This is a genomic window from Variovorax sp. CF313, from assembly GCF_000282635.1.
Taxonomy (GTDB): domain Bacteria; phylum Pseudomonadota; class Gammaproteobacteria; order Burkholderiales; family Burkholderiaceae_C; genus Variovorax.
The window spans coordinates 1-18194 of the sequence record NZ_AKIW01000014.1 but is presented as its reverse complement, the minus strand read 5'-3'; the positions used below and the strand labels follow the sequence as shown (position 1 = coordinate 18194).

The 18194-nt window shown below is 65.2% G+C and carries 20 protein-coding genes; 15 read left to right on the top strand and 5 right to left on the bottom strand.

What is annotated here, in order from left to right; all coding sequences use genetic code 11:
* Nucleotide 1: 1 nt before the first annotated feature.
* The 3 genes from PMI12_RS04640 (at nucleotide 2) to PMI12_RS04630 (ending at nucleotide 3687) form a co-directional block, all read left to right on the top strand.
* The gene (locus PMI12_RS04640) at nucleotides 2-1858 is read left to right on the top strand and encodes an AMP-dependent synthetase/ligase (protein WP_007829624.1); all 1857 of its coding nucleotides are present in this window, start codon (nucleotides 2-4) and stop codon (nucleotides 1856-1858) included.
* Nucleotides 1859-1891: 33 nt separating this feature from the next.
* On the top strand, nucleotides 1892-3058 hold the full coding sequence (locus PMI12_RS04635; protein ID WP_007829622.1) for an ABC transporter substrate-binding protein: 1167 nt from the start codon (nucleotides 1892-1894) through the stop codon (nucleotides 3056-3058).
* 167 nt (nucleotides 3059-3225) lie between these two features.
* Entirely contained in the window at nucleotides 3226-3687 is a 462-nt protein-coding gene (locus PMI12_RS04630; RefSeq protein ID WP_007829620.1) for an EVE domain-containing protein, read from the top strand.
* A 5-nt stretch (nucleotides 3688-3692) separates the two neighbouring features.
* On the opposite strand, the gene PMI12_RS04625 is transcribed toward PMI12_RS04630, so the two are convergent.
* Together PMI12_RS04625 and PMI12_RS04620 are read right to left on the bottom strand one after the other, a co-directional pair.
* Nucleotides 3693-4346, bottom strand: a complete 654-nt coding sequence (locus tag PMI12_RS04625; protein WP_007829619.1) for a MarC family protein — start codon at nucleotides 4344-4346, stop codon at nucleotides 3693-3695.
* Nucleotides 4347-4348: 2 nt separating this feature from the next.
* Nucleotides 4349-5095, bottom strand: a complete 747-nt coding sequence (locus PMI12_RS04620; protein WP_007829617.1) for an SDR family oxidoreductase — start codon at nucleotides 5093-5095, stop codon at nucleotides 4349-4351.
* Between the two features lie 73 nt (nucleotides 5096-5168).
* Here PMI12_RS04620 and PMI12_RS04615 point away from each other — a divergent pair, with 73 nt between their 5' ends.
* Nucleotides 5169-5774 carry a 2-hydroxychromene-2-carboxylate isomerase gene (locus tag PMI12_RS04615; protein ID WP_007829614.1) on the top strand — a complete coding sequence of 202 codons (606 nt, stop codon included), beginning with the start codon at nucleotides 5169-5171 and terminating at the stop codon, nucleotides 5772-5774.
* Nucleotides 5775-5823: 49 nt separating this feature from the next.
* Complete coding sequence (locus tag PMI12_RS04610) at nucleotides 5824-6507, top strand: dienelactone hydrolase family protein (RefSeq protein WP_007829612.1); 684 nt, start codon at nucleotides 5824-5826, stop codon at nucleotides 6505-6507.
* 18 nt (nucleotides 6508-6525) lie between these two features.
* On the opposite strand, the gene PMI12_RS04605 is transcribed toward PMI12_RS04610, so the two are convergent.
* Nucleotides 6526-7431 (bottom strand): LysR family transcriptional regulator, encoded by a 906-nt coding sequence (locus PMI12_RS04605; RefSeq protein WP_007829610.1) that lies wholly within the window; start codon nucleotides 7429-7431, stop codon nucleotides 6526-6528.
* A 304-nt stretch (nucleotides 7432-7735) separates the two neighbouring features.
* On the opposite strand from PMI12_RS04605, the gene PMI12_RS04600 reads away from it, so the two are divergent.
* Nucleotides 7736-8101, top strand: coding sequence for a hypothetical protein (locus PMI12_RS04600; protein WP_007829608.1), 366 nt, complete (start codon nucleotides 7736-7738; stop codon nucleotides 8099-8101).
* 87 nt (nucleotides 8102-8188) lie between these two features.
* Here PMI12_RS04600 and PMI12_RS04595 read toward each other — a convergent pair whose 3' ends face one another.
* A complete protein-coding gene (locus PMI12_RS04595) occupies nucleotides 8189-9331 on the bottom strand; it encodes a magnesium transporter CorA family protein (protein WP_007829606.1) in 1143 nt (380 codons plus the stop codon).
* Between the two features lie 11 nt (nucleotides 9332-9342).
* The gene (hemB, locus tag PMI12_RS04590; protein ID WP_007829604.1) at nucleotides 9343-10329 is read right to left on the bottom strand and encodes a porphobilinogen synthase; all 987 of its coding nucleotides are present in this window, start codon (nucleotides 10327-10329) and stop codon (nucleotides 9343-9345) included.
* A 367-nt stretch (nucleotides 10330-10696) separates the two neighbouring features.
* Between hemB and PMI12_RS04585 the strand changes: the two genes are divergently transcribed.
* The 9 genes from PMI12_RS04585 to PMI12_RS04545 form a co-directional block, all read left to right on the top strand.
* The gene (locus PMI12_RS04585) at nucleotides 10697-11125 is read left to right on the top strand and encodes a CopD family protein (protein WP_007829602.1); all 429 of its coding nucleotides are present in this window, start codon (nucleotides 10697-10699) and stop codon (nucleotides 11123-11125) included.
* A gap of 12 nt (nucleotides 11126-11137) precedes the next feature.
* The gene (locus PMI12_RS04580; RefSeq protein ID WP_007829596.1) at nucleotides 11138-12268 is read left to right on the top strand and encodes a VanZ family protein; all 1131 of its coding nucleotides are present in this window, start codon (nucleotides 11138-11140) and stop codon (nucleotides 12266-12268) included.
* A 44-nt stretch (nucleotides 12269-12312) separates the two neighbouring features.
* The gene (locus PMI12_RS04575; protein ID WP_007829595.1) at nucleotides 12313-12666 is read left to right on the top strand and encodes a (2Fe-2S) ferredoxin domain-containing protein; all 354 of its coding nucleotides are present in this window, start codon (nucleotides 12313-12315) and stop codon (nucleotides 12664-12666) included.
* A gap of 36 nt (nucleotides 12667-12702) precedes the next feature.
* On the top strand, nucleotides 12703-13335 hold the full coding sequence (locus PMI12_RS04570) for an alpha/beta hydrolase (RefSeq protein ID WP_007829594.1): 633 nt from the start codon (nucleotides 12703-12705) through the stop codon (nucleotides 13333-13335).
* 40 nt (nucleotides 13336-13375) lie between these two features.
* The gene (locus tag PMI12_RS04565; protein ID WP_007829593.1) at nucleotides 13376-14545 is read left to right on the top strand and encodes a D-alanyl-D-alanine carboxypeptidase family protein; all 1170 of its coding nucleotides are present in this window, start codon (nucleotides 13376-13378) and stop codon (nucleotides 14543-14545) included.
* 203 nt (nucleotides 14546-14748) lie between these two features.
* Nucleotides 14749-15126 (top strand): 30S ribosomal protein S12, encoded by a 378-nt coding sequence (gene rpsL / locus PMI12_RS04560; RefSeq protein ID WP_013543948.1) that lies wholly within the window; start codon nucleotides 14749-14751, stop codon nucleotides 15124-15126.
* Nucleotides 15127-15276: 150 nt separating this feature from the next.
* Nucleotides 15277-15750, top strand: a complete 474-nt coding sequence (rpsG, locus tag PMI12_RS04555; RefSeq protein ID WP_007829591.1) for a 30S ribosomal protein S7 — start codon at nucleotides 15277-15279, stop codon at nucleotides 15748-15750.
* 96 nt (nucleotides 15751-15846) lie between these two features.
* Entirely contained in the window at nucleotides 15847-17946 is a 2100-nt protein-coding gene (gene fusA / locus PMI12_RS04550; RefSeq protein WP_007829590.1) for an elongation factor G, read from the top strand.
* Between the two features lie 142 nt (nucleotides 17947-18088).
* The coding region (locus PMI12_RS04545) for a GTP-binding protein (RefSeq protein ID WP_007829589.1) at nucleotides 18089-18194 on the top strand (106 nt) is incomplete at its 3' end.

The window sequence follows — 18194 nt, the reverse complement described above, 5'->3', positions numbered from 1 at the left end:
CATGCAAGGACTCTGGGACCTCGACGCCTTCGCACCCCGGCTCGACGTCGTCGTGCCCGGCGACACCATTCCCGCGATGTTCTGGAACGCCGTGAAGCAGCGCGGCGACAACATCTGGATGCGGCAGAAGGAACTGGGCATCTGGCGCAGCTGGAGCTGGCACCAGACCGCCGACGCGGTGCGCGAGATCGCGGCCGGCCTCCAGTCCATCGGCTTTGCGCCGGGCGAGTGCGCGTCGATCCTGTCCAACACCGTCATCGAATGGGTGCTCGCCGATCTCGCGGTGCTGAGCTGCGGCGGTGTCTCCAATGGCATCTATCCGACCGACGCGGCCTCGCAGGTGCACTACCTTTGCGAAGACTCGGGCACCACCGTGCTCTTCGTGGAAGACGACGAGCAGCTCGACAAGGCGCTCGAGGTGCGCGCCGGCCTGCCGCGCCTGCGCTGCTTGGTCGTGTTCGACATGGAAGGCCTGCGCGACCTCGACGATGCAGCGGTGATGAGCCTCGACGCGCTGCGCGCGCTCGGGCGCCAGCACCTGGCCACCGATCCGCAGGCGGTCGAACGTACGGTTGCCGCCTGCCGCCCTGAAGACCTCGCCATCCTCGTCTACACCTCGGGCACCACCGGCAAGCCCAAGGGCGCCATGCACAGCCATGCCGGGCTCGTGTACACCGCGCGCGGCTACAACACGCTCGTCGCGCAGGACCAGACCGACGAGCGCATGTGCTTCCTGCCGCTGTGCCACATCGCCGAGCGCATGGGCGGCGAGTACTTCGCGATGTACACCGGCGCTATCCTCAACTTCGTCGAGAACCCCGAGACCGTGCCGGAGAACGTGCGCGAGATCGCACCCACGGTGTTCACGGCCGTGCCGCGCGTGTGGGAGAAGTTCTATTCGGGCGTGATGATCGCCCTGAAGGAGGCGAGCCCGCTGCAGCAGGCGGCCTACAGGTGGAGCATCGGCGTGGGCGAGGAGATCGCCAACCGCGTGCTGGCGGGCGAGCCGGTGAGCTCGCCGCTGAAGTTCAGGTTCAGGCTCGCGCGCATGCTCGCGCTGGACAACGCGCGCAAGCTCATCGGCATCCACCGCGCGCGCTTCCTGGTGACGGGCGCGGCGCCCATCTCGCCCGAGCTGGTCAAGTGGTATCTCGCGCTGGGCGTGCCGATGCTGGAGGTGTGGGGCATGACGGAGTCGTGCGGCGCCTCGACCGCGGTGCCGGCCACGCGCATCAAGCCGGGCTCCATCGGCCCGGCCACCGGCTACAACGAGGTGCGCCTCGACCCCGCCACCGGCGAGATCCTGGTGCGCGGCCCCAATGTCTTCATGGGTTACCTCAACCTGCCCGAGAAGACGGCCGAGACCATCGACGCCGACGGCTGGCTGCACACCGGCGACGTGGGCACGATGGACGAGGACGGGTATTTCCGCATCACCGACCGGATGAAAGACATCATCATCACGGCGGGTGGGAAGAACGTGACGCCCAGCGAGCTGGAGAACGAGCTCAAGTTCAGCCCCTACATCACCGATGCCGTGGTCATCGGCGACAAGCGGCCGTACCTCACGGTGATCGTCATGATCGATCAGGAGAACGTCGAGAAGTTTGCGCAGGACCACGACGTGCCGTTCAGCAACTACGAGAGCCTGACGCGCACGAAGGAAGTGCAGGATTTGATCCAGGGCGAGATCGATCGCGTCAACGCCAGGTTCGCGCGCGTCGAGCAGATCAAGAAGTTCTTTCTGCTCGAAACGCAGCTCAGCGCCGAGGACGAGGAGCTCACGCCCACGATGAAGCTCAAGCGCAAGCTGGTGCAGACCAAGTACGCCGGCCGCATCGACGCCATGTACCGCTGACCTCTTTTTTTGCCAACCCGAGGAGACACCGCTATGACGAAGCTCAAGACACTGACGACGCTGGCCGTGCTGGGCCTGATCGCGACGCTCGCATCCGCTCAGCAGCAGGGCGTGAGCAAGGACGAGATCCGCATCGGCACGATCCAGGACCTGTCGGGTCCGCTCGCGGGCTTCGGCAAGCAGGCGCGCAACGGCATGCAGCTGCGCGTGGACGAACTCAACGAGCAGGGCAGCCTCAATGGGCGCAAGCTCAAGCTCTTCGTCGAAGACTCGGGCTACGACCCGAAGAAGGCCGTGCTGGCGGCGCAGAAGCTGGTGAACCAGGAAAAGATATTCATCATGGCCGGCCACATCGGCACGGCGCAGAACATGGCGGCGATGCCGGTGCAGTTCGAGAAGAACATCGTCAACTTCATGCCGATCACCGCAGCGCGCGAAATGTACGAGCCGCTCAATCGGCTGAAGTATTCGTTCGCAGCCACCTACTACGACCAGATCCGCCTGGCCCTGCCCAAGATGATCAAGGAGAAGGGCGCCAAGAAGGTCTGCACCATCTACCAGGACGACGAGTTCGGCCTCGAGGTGCTGCGCGGCGCCGAGGCGGGCCTGAAGACCGCCGGCATGGAGCTGGCCGAGAAGACCTCGTTCAAGCGCGGCGCCACCGACTTCAGCTCGCAGGTCGCCAAGATGAAGGCCGCCAACTGCGACCTCGTGGTGCTCGGCACCATCATCCGCGAGACCATCGGCACCGTGGGCGAGTCGCGCAAGACGGGTTTCAACCCGACCTTCCTGGGCTCGAGCGCGGCCTACACCGACCTGATCCACAAGCTGGGCGGCAAGGCGATGGACGGCATCTACGCCACCATGACGGTGCAGAACCCGTACACCGACGAGCAGTCGCAGCCGCTGCGCTTCTGGGCCAACAAGTACAAGACCAAGTTCAACGAAGACCCGACCGTGTTCTCGGTGTACGGCTACGTGATCATCGATTCGTTCATCAAGGCGGCGACCAAGGCCGGGCCGAACCTCACGACCGACAGCTTCATCAAGGCGATGGACAGCATGACCTTCGAGCCCGACATGTTCGGCAGCCCGAAGAGCAGCTACACCGCCACCAAGCGCCTGGGCAACGACCTGTCGCGCCTGTCGCAGATCAAGGATGGCAAGTGGGTGGTCGTGTCCGACTATGTGACACCCTGACCCGGCGCTCCCCCATGCTTCGCGCACTTCGTGTCGCTGCGCACACCCCCTCGCCGGGGGCAACACCTGCGGCCCGGCAGAGCCGGTTCCGCGGTGTTCCGCGATGAAGGTGCACGGCCTGGTGCAGGTTTATATTTGCGGCGAATTCCTCCGGTGAAGAGACCGCAATGCCACAGTACTGGTTGATGAAATCCGAGCCCGACGAGGTCTCGATCGACGACGCGCTCGCCGCGCCCGGCGCCACCGTGGCCTGGACCGGCGTGCGCAACTATCAGGCACGCAACTTCATGCGCGATGGCATGAAGGTCGGCGACGGCGTGTTGTTCTATCACTCGAGCTGCCCGGAGCCCGGCATCGCGGGCATTGCGCGCGTGGCCTCGGGCATCAAGCCCGACCCGACGCAGTTCGATCCGAAGTCGCCCTACTACGACGAGGCCTCGAAGAAGGACGATCCGCGCTGGCTGCTGGTGGATGTGCAGGCGCTGCGCAAGACGCGGCTGCTCTCGCTGCCCGAGCTGCGCGCCAGGCCCGAGCTGGCCGACCTGGTCGTGCTGCGCAAGGGCAACCGGCTGTCGATCACGCCGGTCGAACCCGCGCACTGGCGGATCATCGAGAAGATGCTGGGCTGAATGAATCAGCCCACGCGCTGCAGGATCGGAAACAGCTTCCCCAGCCCATCGGCCATCACCTCTACCGCGAGCGCCGCGAGGATCAGCCCCATGAGCCGCGTCATGATGTTGATGCCCGTCTTGCCGAGCACGCGCGCAATGGGTTGCGCGAGCGAGAAGGCCACCGCGGTGGCCAGCGCGACCACCACGCCGTAGCCGACCAGCACCGCGAGTTCCCACAGGTGCTGCGTCTTGTCCGCGTAGATGACCACGGTGGAAATGGTGGCCGGCCCGGTGAGCAGCGGAATGGTGAGCGGCACCACCGCGATGGACGCGCCCATGGAGGCCTTCACTTCGGTGGCGCGCAGCTCCTCGACGTTGGTCTTGCTCTCGGCCGGCTTGGCATTCAGCATCGACAGCGAGCTCATGAGCAGCAGCAGGCCGCCGCCGACCTGGAAGCTCGCGATCGAGATGCCGAAGAAGGACAGCAGTTGCAGCCCGAGCAGCGCGCTCACCGCGATCACCACGAAAGCGCTGAAGGCCGACATGCGCACCGTGTGGCGGCGCTGCGCATCGCTGTAGCCCTGCGTGTAGTGGATGAAGAACGGCACGATGGCCAGCGGGTTGACGATGGCCACCAGCGTGACCAGCGGCTTGATCAGGTCCATCGAGGTGCTCATGGTCAGCGGCCTCCGGCGACGTCGAGCAGGGCCATGGTGGTGTAGCTGGCCTCGGCGGACAGCAGCCACAGGATGGCGCCCGCGATTTCCTCTGCGCTGCCGGTGCGCTGCATGGGCACGGTGGGCGCGAGATCGAAGGCGCGGTCCGGCATGCCGCCCGAGGCGTGGATCTCGGTATCGATCAGTCCGGGGCGCACTGCGTTCACGCGGATGCCTTCGGCCGCCACTTCCTTGGCCAGCCCGATGGTGAAGGTGTCGATGGCGCCCTTGCTCGCGGCGTAGTCGACGTACTGGTCGGGCGAGCCCAGCCGCGCGGCGGCGCTGGAGATGTTGACGATGGCGCCGCCCGCGCCGCCGTAGCGCGTGCTCATGCGCCGCACGGCCTCGCGCGCGCAGATGAAGCTGCCGATCACGTTGATGCGGAACATGCGCTCCAGCCGGGCCACGCTCATCTCGTCGACGCGTGCCTGCACGTCGACCACGCCGGCGTTGTTGACCAGCGCCGTCAGCCGGCCGAACCTCGCGTCGACCTTCTGGAACATGGCGAGCACCTGCGCCTCGTCGCCCACGTCGGCCTGCACGGCCATGGCGGTGCCGCCGCCCGCGCGGATGGTGCGCACCACCTCGTCGGCGGCCAGAGAGTTGCTGGCGTAGTTGACGGCCACCGCGTAGCCGCGCTGCGCGGCGAGCACGGCGGTGGCGGCGCCGATGCCGCGCCCGCCGCCCGTGATCAAGAGCACTTGGTCCAAAACCTACCTCCTGCAGAGAAACTGCGTGTCAGTTAAAACCGTTGGCTTGGATTACATCATCGGGGGCACGCGCATGAGCACCAACAGAACCATCGACTACTACTTTGCGCCACAGAGCCCATGGACTTATCTGGGGCATTCCCGCTTCGCGGCGATTGCCGCGGCCGCCGGTGCCGCGGTGCGCGTACGGCCCATCGACATGGGCAGCGTGTTCCCTGTGTCGGGCGGGTTGCCGCTGGGCAAACGCGCACCGCAGCGCCAGGCGTACCGGCTGGTCGACCTGGCGCGCTTCTCGCGCCACCTCGGCCTGCCGCTGAACACCAGGCCGAAGTTCTTTCCCGTGGCCAGCGACGATGCGGCCCGGCTCATCATCGCGGTCGACATGCACGACGGCACCGAGGCCGCCATGCGCATGTGCGCGGCGGTGTTCGCGGCCGTGTGGGTGCAGGAGCGCAACATCGGCGATCCGAAGGTGCTCGATTCGCTGGTCATCGAATGCGGGCTGTCGCCCAAGCGCGCCGAGCAGTCTCAGAGCCAGGCGGTGCAGGAGCGCTACGAGGCCTACACGCAGGAGGCCATCGACATCCAGGTGTTCGGCGCGCCGAGCTACGTGATCGACGGCGAGATCTTCTGGGGCCAGGACCGCCTCGACTTTGTCGAGCGGGCGCTGCGCCCTTGACCCCCGGCATTCATTCATTCATCTATTTGCCATCAAGGAGCAAGACAACATGGGTCAATTCATCGATCTCAAGGCCAAGGACGGCTTCATCTTCCCCGCCTACGTGGCCGAGCCGGCGGGCAAGCCGCGCGGCGCGGTGGTCGTGGTGCAGGAAATCTTCGGCGTCAACTCGCACATCCGCGCGGTGGCTGACGGCTACGCGGCGGAGGGTTACCTCGCCGTGGCGCCGTCGACCTTCCACCGCGTCAAGCCGGGCGTGGAGCTGGGCTATTCGGACGACGACATGAAGAACGGCTTCGGCCTGAAAACCGCGGTCGAGGCGCTGCCGGCGCCGGGCGTGCTGCAGGACATCGAGGCGTCCATCGCCTACGCGTCGAAGGCCGGCAAGGTCGGCATCGTCGGCTACTGCTGGGGCGGCCTGCTGGTGTGGCGCGCAGCGGCGCTGCTGCCGGGCCTGGCGGCAGCGGCGCCCTACTACGGCGGCGGCATGACCACGCCCGAGGAAACGGCACGCCAGCCCAAGGTGCCGGTGCTCGCGCATTTCGGCAACCAGGACCACTGGATTCCGCTGGACACCGTCGAGTCGTTCAAGAAGGCGCATCCGGAGGTGGAAGTGCACGTGTACCCGGTCGGCCACGGCTTCAACTGCGACCAGCGCGGCTCCTACGACGCCGACGCGGCAAAGCTCGCGCGGGAACGCACGCTGGCGTTCTTTGCGAAGCACGTCGGCTGAAGCAGCGCCTCGGCGCCCTTACTTGCTTCTTTGCGCCGATTCAGGACCCACCCGCGTCTGCAGGAAGTCGAGCAGCGCGCGCAGCGCGGCGCTGTTGTGGCGCCGCTGCAGGTAGGCGGCCGACAGCCACATGTCCTTGCGCGCGTAGTCCTGCAGCACGGGCACGAGTTCGCCCTGGTCGAGGTGCGACTGCACGAGGATCGACGGCAGGTAGATCACGCCGAAGCCGTGCATCGCCACGCGGATCAGCGGCGCAGCCTCTGTGCAGTCCATGCGGCTCTTGACCTGCACGTCGAGCGGCGTGCCGTTCTCGTCGAAGCGCCACACCGGCTGCTGGCCCAGCAGCGAGAACGTGAGGGCGTCGTGGCCAGACAGGTCGCGCGGATGCTCGGGCTTGCCGTGCTTCTTCCAGTAGATCGGCGAGGCGCAGACCACCATGTTCATCAGGCGCAGCTTGCGCACGATGAGGTTGGCGTCTTCCACCGGGCCGCTGCGCAGTTCGACGTCGATGCCTTCCTCGGCGAGGTCGACGGTGCGGTTGGTCAGCTGCAGGCTGATCGTCACGTCGGGGTAGTAGCGCATGAAGTCGGCCAGCAGGTTCGGAAACTCGCCGTTGCCCATGCCGTGCGGGGCCGAGATGCGCAGCCGGCCGCCGGGCTGGCTGGCGCGGTCCTGCAGTTCCGACTGGGTGAGCTCGACCATCTCGAGCACCGGCGTGCTGCGCTCCAGCAGCAGCTGGCCGGCGTCGGTGAGGCTCACGGAGCGCGTGGAGCGGTTGAGAAGACGCACGCCGAAGCGGGTTTCCAGCTCGGCCACGTACTTGCTGACGGTGGCCTTCGACATGTCGAGCCTCTTGGCTGCCTGGGAAAAACTGCCTTGCGAGGCGACTTCCCGAAAGGTTCTGATCAGGTCGAGACTGTCCATGTGAATAAGCCCATTGTTTCCGTTTTGGGAACGCGATGGTTCGATTCTCCGGGGTTTTTCTTAGCCGGCTCCCGCGACACTGTGGTTCACGCCGACGTTGCCAGCCACGGCTGGGCCGTTCCGGAACCGGCCGCTTTCTTCTACCGGCATGCCTTGATGCTCGCATTGTTTCAATAGAGGAAACACGGTGTCTCTGATCCGAGTGTTCTGGCAGGGCCGTTCGCCGGGAAACTCGCCGCACAGGCAAGCGAACCAGCAAGCCTGGTGGACGAACCATCCGACGAACACACTAGGAGAACTGAACATGAAGACCTCGCAAATCCTCGCCGCTGCCGCCCTGACCCTGCTGGCCGCCGTTGGCGCCCAAGCCGAAACCTACCAAGGCGTGAACACCGCCGTCTCGACCAAGAGCCGCGACGACGTCAACGCCGAAGCCGCACGCACCGCGTCGGCTCCGAACCAGAACGTCGTGCGCGGTTCGCGCGGTGCGGAAACCGTCGCCGTGTCGAAGGACCGCGCGATCGTCGAAGCCGAAGCCGTTCGCACCGCCTACGCTCCCGACCAGAACGTGACTTCGGGTTCGCGCGTCAACAGCAAGGTCATCTCGACGATGGCCAATCCGGCTGACGCACTCCAGGCGCAGCAAGGTTCGGGCGCTATCGCCAAGTAATCGAAGCGGCCCCTCGGGGTTGCCCAAATGCAAAAGGGCCACGCGAAAGCGTGGCCCTTTTGCATTTGCCGCTGATATATAGGGGAGTCAGCGCGTGCGGGCGAGGTAGCGCTTGCGCCAGAAGATCAGCACCAGCAGCACGGCGATGACCAGCATCGACGTCATCGCGATCCAGAAACCGTCGGCCTTGTGCACCAGCGGGATGAACTCGAAGTTCATGCCGAAGATGCCCGCGATGAGGTTGAGCGGCAGGAACACGGCAGTGAGCACCGTCAGCACCCGCATGATGTCGTTGGCACGGTGGCCCTGCACGCTGAAGTGCATCTGCACCGCGGTTTCGGCGTTCTGCTCCAGCCGGTGCACGTGGTGCACCACGCGCTCGATGTGCTCGAGCACGTCGCGGCTGCGGATCATGATGAGTTCGCGCTCGCGCCGCTCGGTCTCGCCCTTGGGCACGGGCAGGGTCTCGAGCGAGTCGATCCAGTCCTGCATGGCGGCGCGCTGGTCCTCGCAGATCTCGTCCAGGTGGTGCAGCGACTGGCGCGCTTCCATCAGCGCCCCCCAGTTGGTGAAGCGGCTGCGCGGGTCGATCAGCTCGGTCTGCCAGTGGTCGAGCTGCTTGGTGAGTTCGCGCCGCAGGTCGAGGTAGCCGTCGACGATCTGGTTGATCACGCGCAGCATCAGGTCCGAAGGGCTGGCCGGCACGCGCGACGAAGTGGCGCGCACGTCGAGTGCTGGCGCGCCGCGGTCGTCGGGCGAGCCGGCCGCCAGCAGCCGCGCGGCGAAGGCGTCGCGCACCGCGCCGTCTTCCGGGTGCACCGACAGCAGCACGCGGTCGAACGCCGCGAAGCCGACCGGACGGGTGTCGACGCGGCGCAGCACGGGCGGGCCGCTGCGGGGCAGGCGCGGCGCCGCGCCACCCGCCGGGGCCTCCTGGCCCTGCCCGTTCCCGTTGGCAAGGCGCCGGAACACCAGCACGTCGTATTGGGACGTGTAGTCGTAGTGTGAAGGCAGCTGATCGTTGAGCAGGTCGGCCACGTGCAGGTCGACCAGCTGCGTGAGACACAAGGTCTGCAGGATCTGCTGCACCTCGGCCAGCGAAGTCCGAAATTCCTCGCGCGTGAGCGAGATCCACAGGTAGCCGCCTGCGCCGCACGCGCCCGGCACGGTCAACGGCGTCAGTGCGGAGTGCTCGCTGACCTGCGAGCGATTGATTTCGAAGATGCGCATGCCGGTGCGCGCTACTTCTGGAGCAGGCGCGCGGCGTCGAGCGCGAAGTACGTCAGCACGCCGTCGGCGCCGGCACGCTTGAAGGCCAGCAGGCTTTCGAGCACCACGGCGTCGTGGTCGAGCCAGCCGTTCTGGGCGGCCGCCTTGAGCATCGCGTACTCGCCGCTCACCTGGTAGGCGAAGGTCGGCACGTGGAACTGGTCCTTCACGCGGCGCACGATGTCGAGGTAGGGCATGCCGGGCTTCACCATCACCATGTCGGCGCCCTCGGCGATGTCGATGGCCACTTCGCGCAGGGCCTCGTCGCTGTTGCCGGGGTCCATCTGGTAGACCTTCTTGTTGCTCTTGCCGAGCGTGGCGGCCGAGCCCACGGCGTCGCGGAAGGGGCCGTAGAAGGCGCTGGCGTACTTGGCGCTGTAGGCCATGATGCGCGTGTGCACGTCGCCGCGGGCCTCGAGCGCGGTGCGGATGGCGCCGATTCGGCCGTCCATCATGTCGCTGGGCGCCACAATGTCGACGCCGGCTTGCGATTGTGTGAGCGCCTGCTTCACCAGCACTTCAACGGTCGCATCGTTGAGGATGTAGCCGATGTCGTCGAGCAGGCCGTCTTGGCCGTGGCTGGTGTAGGGGTCGAGCGCGACATCGGTCATCACGCCCAGTTCGGGGAAGCGCGCCTTGAGGGTGGCCACCACGCGGGGAATCAGCCCGTCGGGATTGAAGGCCTCGTCGCCGTTGGGTGTCTTGAGGCTGGCGTCGATCACCGGGAACAGCGCCATCGCCGGGATGCCGGCGGCGACGCACTGCTCGGCCACGGGCAAGAGCAGGTCGAGGCTCAGGCGGTCCACGCCGGGCATCGAAGGCACGGCATCGCGGCGTTTTTCGCCTTCCTGCACGAACACCGGGTAGATCAGGTCGTTGGCCGTCAGCGCGTGCTCCCGCACGAGGTTGCGGGTGAAGGCATCGCGGCGCAGGCGCCGCGGCCGCCCGGCGGGGAACATGGCCAAGGGGGAAGATGATGACGTCATATATCCAAAATTGTGCCTGAAGCGACATTTCGCCGCGTCCGTTCGAAGGAGGCGGTTGTCTGACAACTACGGAAAATCGTAGAACCAAGGTTCTAAATTTTTTGCCTTAAATGTCAAAGAAAGTGCCTCAGTCGCTTGAAACCTTGTTTCGTCTTTGTTAAATTCTGAAGCGGGCGGCTTGCCGCTCCCCGCTTTTCCTCCCTGAGCGGGTGCCTTGATGTGTGACAGCAAAAGGGCTTCCCAGCCCGGCGTGAAGACGTCGGGCTTTTTTTTGCCCGCCGTGCGGAGGCACTGCCGCAAAACCCCGGGGCCGGCGAGAGGGCGCCACTAAACTGCCGCCATGCTCTGGGTCAAATCTCTTCACATCGTCTTCATTGCAAGCTGGTTCGCGGGGTTGTTCTACCTGCCCCGGATCTTCGTCAATCTGGCGATGGTGCCGCCCGAGTCGGTGGCCGAGCGTGAACGGCTGCTGCTGATGGCGCGCAAGCTGATGCGGTTCACGACTTTCCTGGCAGTTCCGGCGCTCGGCTTCGGCCTGTGGCTCTGGCTGGGCTACGGCATCGGGCGTGGCCCGGGCAACGGGTGGATGCATGCCAAGCTGGCGCTGGTGCTGGTGGCCATCGGCTACCACCATGGCTGCTGCGTGCTGCTGCGCCGCTTCGTGGCGGGCGAGAACCGGCGTAACGACCGCTGGTTCCGCTGGTTCAACGAACTGCCGGTGCTGCTGCTGCTGGGTATCGTGATCCTGGTGGTCGTCAAGCCGTTCTGAAGCCCGGTGCACATGGTGGAGAGGCCGCACAAGTCAACCGCGCTCCCCCTGGCGCTCGCCTATGCAGCGCTGATCGTCTACGCCAGCCTCTATCCGTTCGCCGACTGGCGCGACCAGGGGATCGCGCCCTGGGCCTACCTGTCGGCGCCCTGGCCCAAGTACTGGACGGGTTTCGACTTCGCCGTCAACGTGGTGGGCTACATGCCCTTCGGATTCCTCTGCGCCCTGGCGGCACTGCGCACGGGCCGGACTGCTGCCGTCTGGCATGCCGTGCTGCGAGCCGTCATAGCGGGTGCGGCGATCGCCTTCGCCATGGAGACGCTGCAGAGCTATCTGCCTGCGCGCATCCCTTCCAATGTGGACCTGGGGCTCAACACGACCGGCACCGTTCTCGGCGCGGTGCTGGCGGCGGGGCTGGAGCGGCTGGGCGCGGTTGCGCACTGGAGCCGCGCGCGTTCGCAGTGGTTCGTCGAGGAGTCGCGCGGCGCGCTGGTGCTGCTCGCGCTGTGGCCTTTCGCGCTGCTGTTTCCGGCCGCCGTCACCTTCGGGCTCGGGCAGGTGTTCGAGCGGCTCGAAGTGGCGATCTCCGAATGGCTGCTCGACACGCCCTTCATCGACTGGCTGCCGCTGCGGCAGTTCGAACTCGAACCGCTGGTGCCCGCGGTGGAACTGCTGTGCGTGATGCTCGGCGCGCTGGTGCCGTGCCTGCTGGGCTACCTGGTGGCGCGCTCCGTGGCCCAGCGCGCGGTCCTGCTGCCGCTGACGCTGCTGACCGGCGTCGCGGCCTCGGCGCTGTCGGCGGCATTGAGCTACGGGCCCGAGCACGCATGGGCATGGCTGGACCTGCCGGTGCAGGTCGGCATCGCCGCGGCCTTGTTCGCTGGCGTGTTGCTGCTTTTCGCGCCGCGCCGCCTCTGCGCGGCACTGCTGCTGGTGGGGCTCGTGCTGCAGCTGAGCCTGCTGAACCAGGCGCCCGAGAGCGCGTACTTCGCCCAGACCTTGGCCACTTGGGAGCAGGGGTGCTTCATCCGCTTCCACGGACTGGCGCAGTGGCTCGGCTGGACTTGGCCATTCGCCGTGCTGGCGTATGTGGTGGCCGCCTTGTCGCGGCGGAGCCGGCCTGCCGCCGTTGCGACGGTCTGAGCGTCCGGGCCACGACGCCGGGAGGCGGTCACTAAAATCTGCCGATGCCCAGTTCCTCTCCCGCCAAGCCGTCCGGCTATTACGGTCGCCACATCTTCTTCTGCCTCAACGAGCGCAAGAACGGCGAAGACTCCTGCGCCATGCACAACGCGCAGGAGGGCTTCGATCGCTGCAAGGCGAAGGTCAAGGAGCAGGGGCTCGCAGGGCCTGGCAAGGTGCGCGTCAACAAGGCCGGCTGCCTCGACCGCTGCGCGGGCGGGCCGGTGGCCGTGGTGTACCCCGAAGCCGTCTGGTACACCTTCGTCGACAGCGAGGACATCGACGAAATCGTCGAGTCGCACCTGAAGAACGGCCAGGTCGTCGAGCGGCTGGTGCTGCCTCCCGATGTCGGACGCTGAACTTTTCCACCGGCTCTCCGCTCGTACCCTGCGCCAATGAACTCCCAGACCGAAAAGATCAGCCTCCAGGGCGCCGCCGGCGCGATCGAGGTTCAACGCGACCAGCCTGCCGGTGTTGCGCGCGGCATTGCCGTGATCGCCCATCCGCACCCGCTGTTCGGCGGCACGATGGACAACAAGGTGGTGCAGACGCTGGCGCGCGCTTTCGTCGCCTGCGGCTGGACCACGGTGCGCTTCAACTTCCGCGGCGTGGGTGCCAGCGAAGGCGTGCACGACGAGGGACGCGGTGAGCTGGACGACATGCTGAATGTCGTGGGCCAGCTGGCGTCCGAAGGTCCGTTGGCGATCGCCGGCTTTTCCTTCGGTGCTTTCGTCGCGAGCGGCGCCGCCGCAAGACTCTGGGCCGAACGCGACATCCGGCAGATCGTGCTGGTGGGCACGGCCGCCGCGCGCAACACCGTGGCCACGCTGCCGGCCGAGGCGCACGAGCGCATGCTGGTGGTTCATGGCGAAGCCGACGACACCGTGGCGCTCTCCGCCGTGATGGACTGGGCGCGGCCCCAGTCACTTCCTGTCACAGTCGTTCCCGGGGGCGGCCATTTCTTTCACGGACAATTGCCGCTGCTCAAAAGTCTCGTGGTCCGCCATCTGCGCGCGGACATCGCGTGAAAGCCTCGCAGGCTTGTTTTCGTCTCTTTCCGAACTCCCCATGAATCGTTTTCTTGGCGCGCTCCGCGCGCTGGTCCTTACCGCCGCTGCATCCGTCAGCCTGATCGCCGTCGCCCAGGTGCCGACGCCGCCCGAAATCGCCGCGCGCAGCTACCTGCTGCTCGACGTGACCGCGAACCAGATCCTGGCGCAGAAGGACATCGACAGCCCGGTCGAGCCGGCTTCGCTCACCAAGCTGATGTCGGCCTACGTGGTGTTCGACGCGCTGCGCGCCAAGAAGATCACGCTGACCCAGACGATGCCGGTCAGCCCGCGCGCATGGAAGATGCCCGGCTCGCGCATGTTCATCGACCCCAAGATGCAGGTGCCGGTGGAAGACCTGATCAAGGGCCTGATCGTGCAGTCCGGCAACGACGCCACGGTGGCGCTGGCCGAGGGCGTCGGCGGCACGGTGGAGCACTTCGTCGAAATGATGAACGCCCAGGCCAAGGCCCTGGGCATGAAGAACACCAGCTACAAGAACCCCGAAGGCCTGACGGCCCCCGGTCACACCACGACGGCCCGCGACCTGAGCATCCTGGCGACCCGCCTGGTGCGCGACTTCCCCGAGGAAGCCAAGTACTACGCCATCAAGAAGTACCGCTATCCGGGCACCCCGTCGACCAACGACACCAACCGAAACCTGCTGCTGTTCCGCGACCCGACTGTCGACGGCCTGAAGACCGGTCACACCGAAGCGGCCGGCTACTGCATGATCGCCACCGCCAAGCGCGACTTCCCGAACCTGACCGGTGGGCGCCGCCTGCTGTCGATCGTGCTGGGCACCACCGGCGAGACCGTGCGCGCCAACGAGTCGCAGAAGCTGCTGAACTGGGGTTACACGGCCTACGACGCGGTCCGCCTGTTCGACGCAGGCCAGCCGGCTGCCACTCCGGCCGTCTGGAAGGGCAAGGCCAACATCCTGAAGCTGGGTCGTCCGGAGGCCATCGTGGTCGCGGTGCCGGCCGGCACTGCCGCCAAGATCAAGACCCAGGTGTCGCGCCCCGATCCGCTGGTGGCTCCGTTCGCCAAGTACCAGCCCGTCGGTTCGCTCAAGGTCACCCTGGACGACCAGCCGGTCGCGGATGTGCCGCTGGTCGCCCTGGAGCCCGTCGAGCAGGCAGGGATATTCGGCCGAGCCTGGGATGCCGTGCGGCTCTGGATCAAGTAAATCAGTGGTATTGCAAGGCCGTCGGCGGCCAGCCGCCGCGGCTGACCTTGCTGTTTCATGCTCGTTTGCTATACTCGTGGGCTTTTCGGAAATTTCCGAAGGGTTTCACGTTTTCGTTATTCCCGGCTTCCCTGCCTTGCGTCACGACAAGGACAAGGACGGTTTCACAGCCAAGGCCGGGGCGTTTTGGGACTAATTCATTCATGCCAACCATCAATCAACTGGTGCGTCAGGGTCGAACGGTCGAAAAGATCAATTCGAAGAGCCCTGCCATGCAGAACTCGCCGCAACGTCGCGGTGTCTGCACCCGCGTCTACACCACGACGCCAAAGAAGCCCAACTCGGCGCTTCGTAAAGTTGCCAAGGTCCGTCTGACCAATGGCTTCGAAGTCATCTCCTACATCGGCGGCGAAGGCCACAACCTGCAGGAACACAGCGTCGTGCTGGTTCGCGGCGGTCGTGTCAAGGACTTGCCCGGTGTGCGTTACCACATCGTGCGCGGTTCGCTCGACCTGCAAGGCGTGAAAGACCGCAAGCAGTCGCGTTCCAAGTACGGCGCGAAGCGTCCCAAGAAGGCTTAAGCCTTCCTGTTGTAAAAAAACAAGCGGTGTTCGATGGCCTTGGCGGGCTTGTCGAACGAAGTGACCCAATCCCGGGTCGAGTAAGTGAGAGTCCTGACTGGCTCTCGCGGTATCGGAAACGATGCCAACTGAAGCAAAGAGGTTAGAAAAATGCCACGTCGTCGCGAAGTCCCCAAACGTGAAATCCTGCCGGATCCCAAGTACGGCAATGTCGAGCTGTCCAAATTCATGAACGTGATCATGGAAGGCGGCAAGAAGGCTGTTGCCGAGCGCATCATCTACGGTGCCCTCGACTTCATCGAAAAGAAGAACCCGGACAAGGACCCTCTCGAGGCTTTCACCGTTGCCATCAACAATGTGAAGCCGATGGTCGAAGTGAAGTCGCGCCGCGTTGGCGGTGCGAACTACCAGGTGCCGGTCGAAGTCCGTCCCGTCCGTCGCCTCGCCCTGTCGATGCGCTGGATCAAGGAAGCTGCCCGCAAGCGCGGTGAGAAGTCGATGGCCCTGCGTCTGGCCAACGAACTGATGGAAGCCACGGAAGGCCGTGGCGGCGCCATGAAGAAGCGCGACGAAGTGCACCGCATGGCAGAAGCCAACCGCGCATTCAGCCACTTCCGCTTCTAAAAATCAGACACAGCTTGGGCGTTGGATCTTGAGTGTCGGGCGATGTCGTCCGTACTCGAGAACCAGCGCTCAACGCATTTAACCCGAAAGTAAATCATGTCCCGCAAGACCCCCATCGAGCGCTACCGCAACATCGGTATCTCCGCGCACATTGACGCTGGCAAGACCACGACGACCGAACGTATCCTGTTCTACACCGGTGTGAACCACAAGATCGGTGAAGTGCACGACGGTGCCGCCACGATGGACTGGATGGAGCAAGAGCAAGAGCGTGGCATCACGATCACGTCGGCTGCCACCACCTGCTTCTGGAAGGGCATGGCTGGCAAGTTCGAAGAACACCGCATCAACATCATCGACACCCCCGGCCACGTGGACTTCACCATTGAAGTCGAGCGCTCGATGCGCGTGCTGGACGGCGCCGTCATGGTGTACGACGCCGTCGGCGGCGTGCAGCCCCAGTCGGAAACCGTCTGGCGCCAGGCCAACAAGTACAAGGTGCCCCGCCTCGCGTTCGTCAACAAGATGGACCGCACCGGCGCCGACTTCCTGCGCGTGCGCCAGATGATGGTCGACCGCCTGAAGGCCAACCCCGTCGTGATCCAGATCCCGATCGGTGCCGAAGAGCACTTCCAGGGCATCGTCGACCTCGTGAAGATGAAGGCCATCATCTGGGACGAAGACAAGGGCGTGACCTTCACCTACGGTGACATCCCCGCGAACCTGACCGATGTCTGCAACGAATACCGCGAAAAGCTCGTCGAAGCGGCTGCCGAAGCCAGCGAAGAGCTGATGAACAAGTACCTCGAAGGCAACGAGCTGACCGAGGAAGAAATCAAGAAGGCCATCCGCCAGCGCACCATCGCCGGCGAAATCCAGCCGATGCTGTGCGGCTCGGCCTTCAAGAACAAGGGCGTGCAGGCGATGCTCGACGCCGTCGTCGAATACATGCCGGCACCGACCGACATTCCGCCCGTCAACGGCACCGACGAAGACGAAGCGCCCGTCACCCGCAAGGCCGACGACAACGAGAAGTTCTCGGCCCTGGCATTCAAGCTGATGACCGACCCGTTCGTGGGCCAGCTGACCTTCGTGCGCGTCTACTCCGGCGTGCTGACCAAGGGCGACAGCGTCTACAACCCGGTGCGCGGCAAGAAGGAACGTATCGGCCGTATCGTGCAGATGCACGCGAACAACCGCGAAGAAGTCAATGAAATCCGCGCCGGCGACATCGCCGCCTGCGTGGGCCTGAAGGAAGTGACCACGGGCGAAACCCTGTGCGATCCCGCAGCCGTCGTGACGCTCGAGCGCATGGTGTTCCCGGAATCGGTGATCTCGCAGGCCGTCGAACCCAAGACCAAGGCCGACCAGGAAAAGATGGGCATCGCCCTGCAGCGCCTGGCTCAGGAAGACCCGTCGTTCCGCGTCAAGACCGACGAAGAATCGGGCCAGACCATCATCGCCGGCATGGGCGAGCTCCACCTCGAAATCATCGTGGACCGCATGAAGCGCGAATTCGGCGTGGAAGCGAACGTCGGCAAGCCGCAAGTGGCCTACCGCGAAACGATCCGCAAGACCGTCGAAGAAGCCGAAGGCAAGTTCGTTCGCCAGTCGGGCGGCAAGGGCCAGTACGGTCACGTGATCCTGAAGCTCGAGCCGCAGGAAGCGGGCAAGGGTTTCGAGTTCGTCGACGCCATCAAGGGCGGTGTGGTTCCTCGCGAATACATCCCCGCAGTGGAAAAGGGCGTTGTTGAAGCGCTGACGCAAGGCGTGCTGGCGGGCTACCCCGTCGTCGACGTCAAGGTCACGCTGCACTTCGGTTCGTACCACGACGTGGACTCGAACGAAATGGCGTTCAAGATGGCCGCGATCTTCGGTTTCAAGGAAGGCGCCCGCAAGGCCAGCCCCGTGATCCTGGAGCCGATGATGGCCGTGGAAGTCGAAACGCCCGAAGACTACGCCGGCAACGTGATGGGCGACCTGTCCTCACGCCGCGGCATGGTGCAGGGCATGGACGACATGATCGGTGGCGGCAAGTCCATCAAGGCCGAAGTGCCGCTGTCGGAAATGTTCGGCTACTCGACCACGCTGCGCTCGATGTCGCAAGGCCGCGCCACGTACACGATGGAGTTCAAGCACTACGCTGAAGCTCCGCGCAACGTTGCCGAAGCCATCGTGGCTGCTCGCGCAAAGTAAGTTTTCAAGAATGCAGGGCCGCGCAGTGCGTGGCCCTCGTTGTCTGCGATCCGGTGCCGCCACGTTCCCGTGCGAGGCGAACCAGCAATCGGATGCAGACATAAAACCAACACACGGGACATGCTCTTTCAAGGATTGAAAAATGGCAAAAGGTAAATTCACCCGCACCAAGCCGCACGTGAACGTGGGCACGATCGGTCACGTCGACCATGGCAAGACCACGCTGACGGCGGCGATCGCCACGGTGC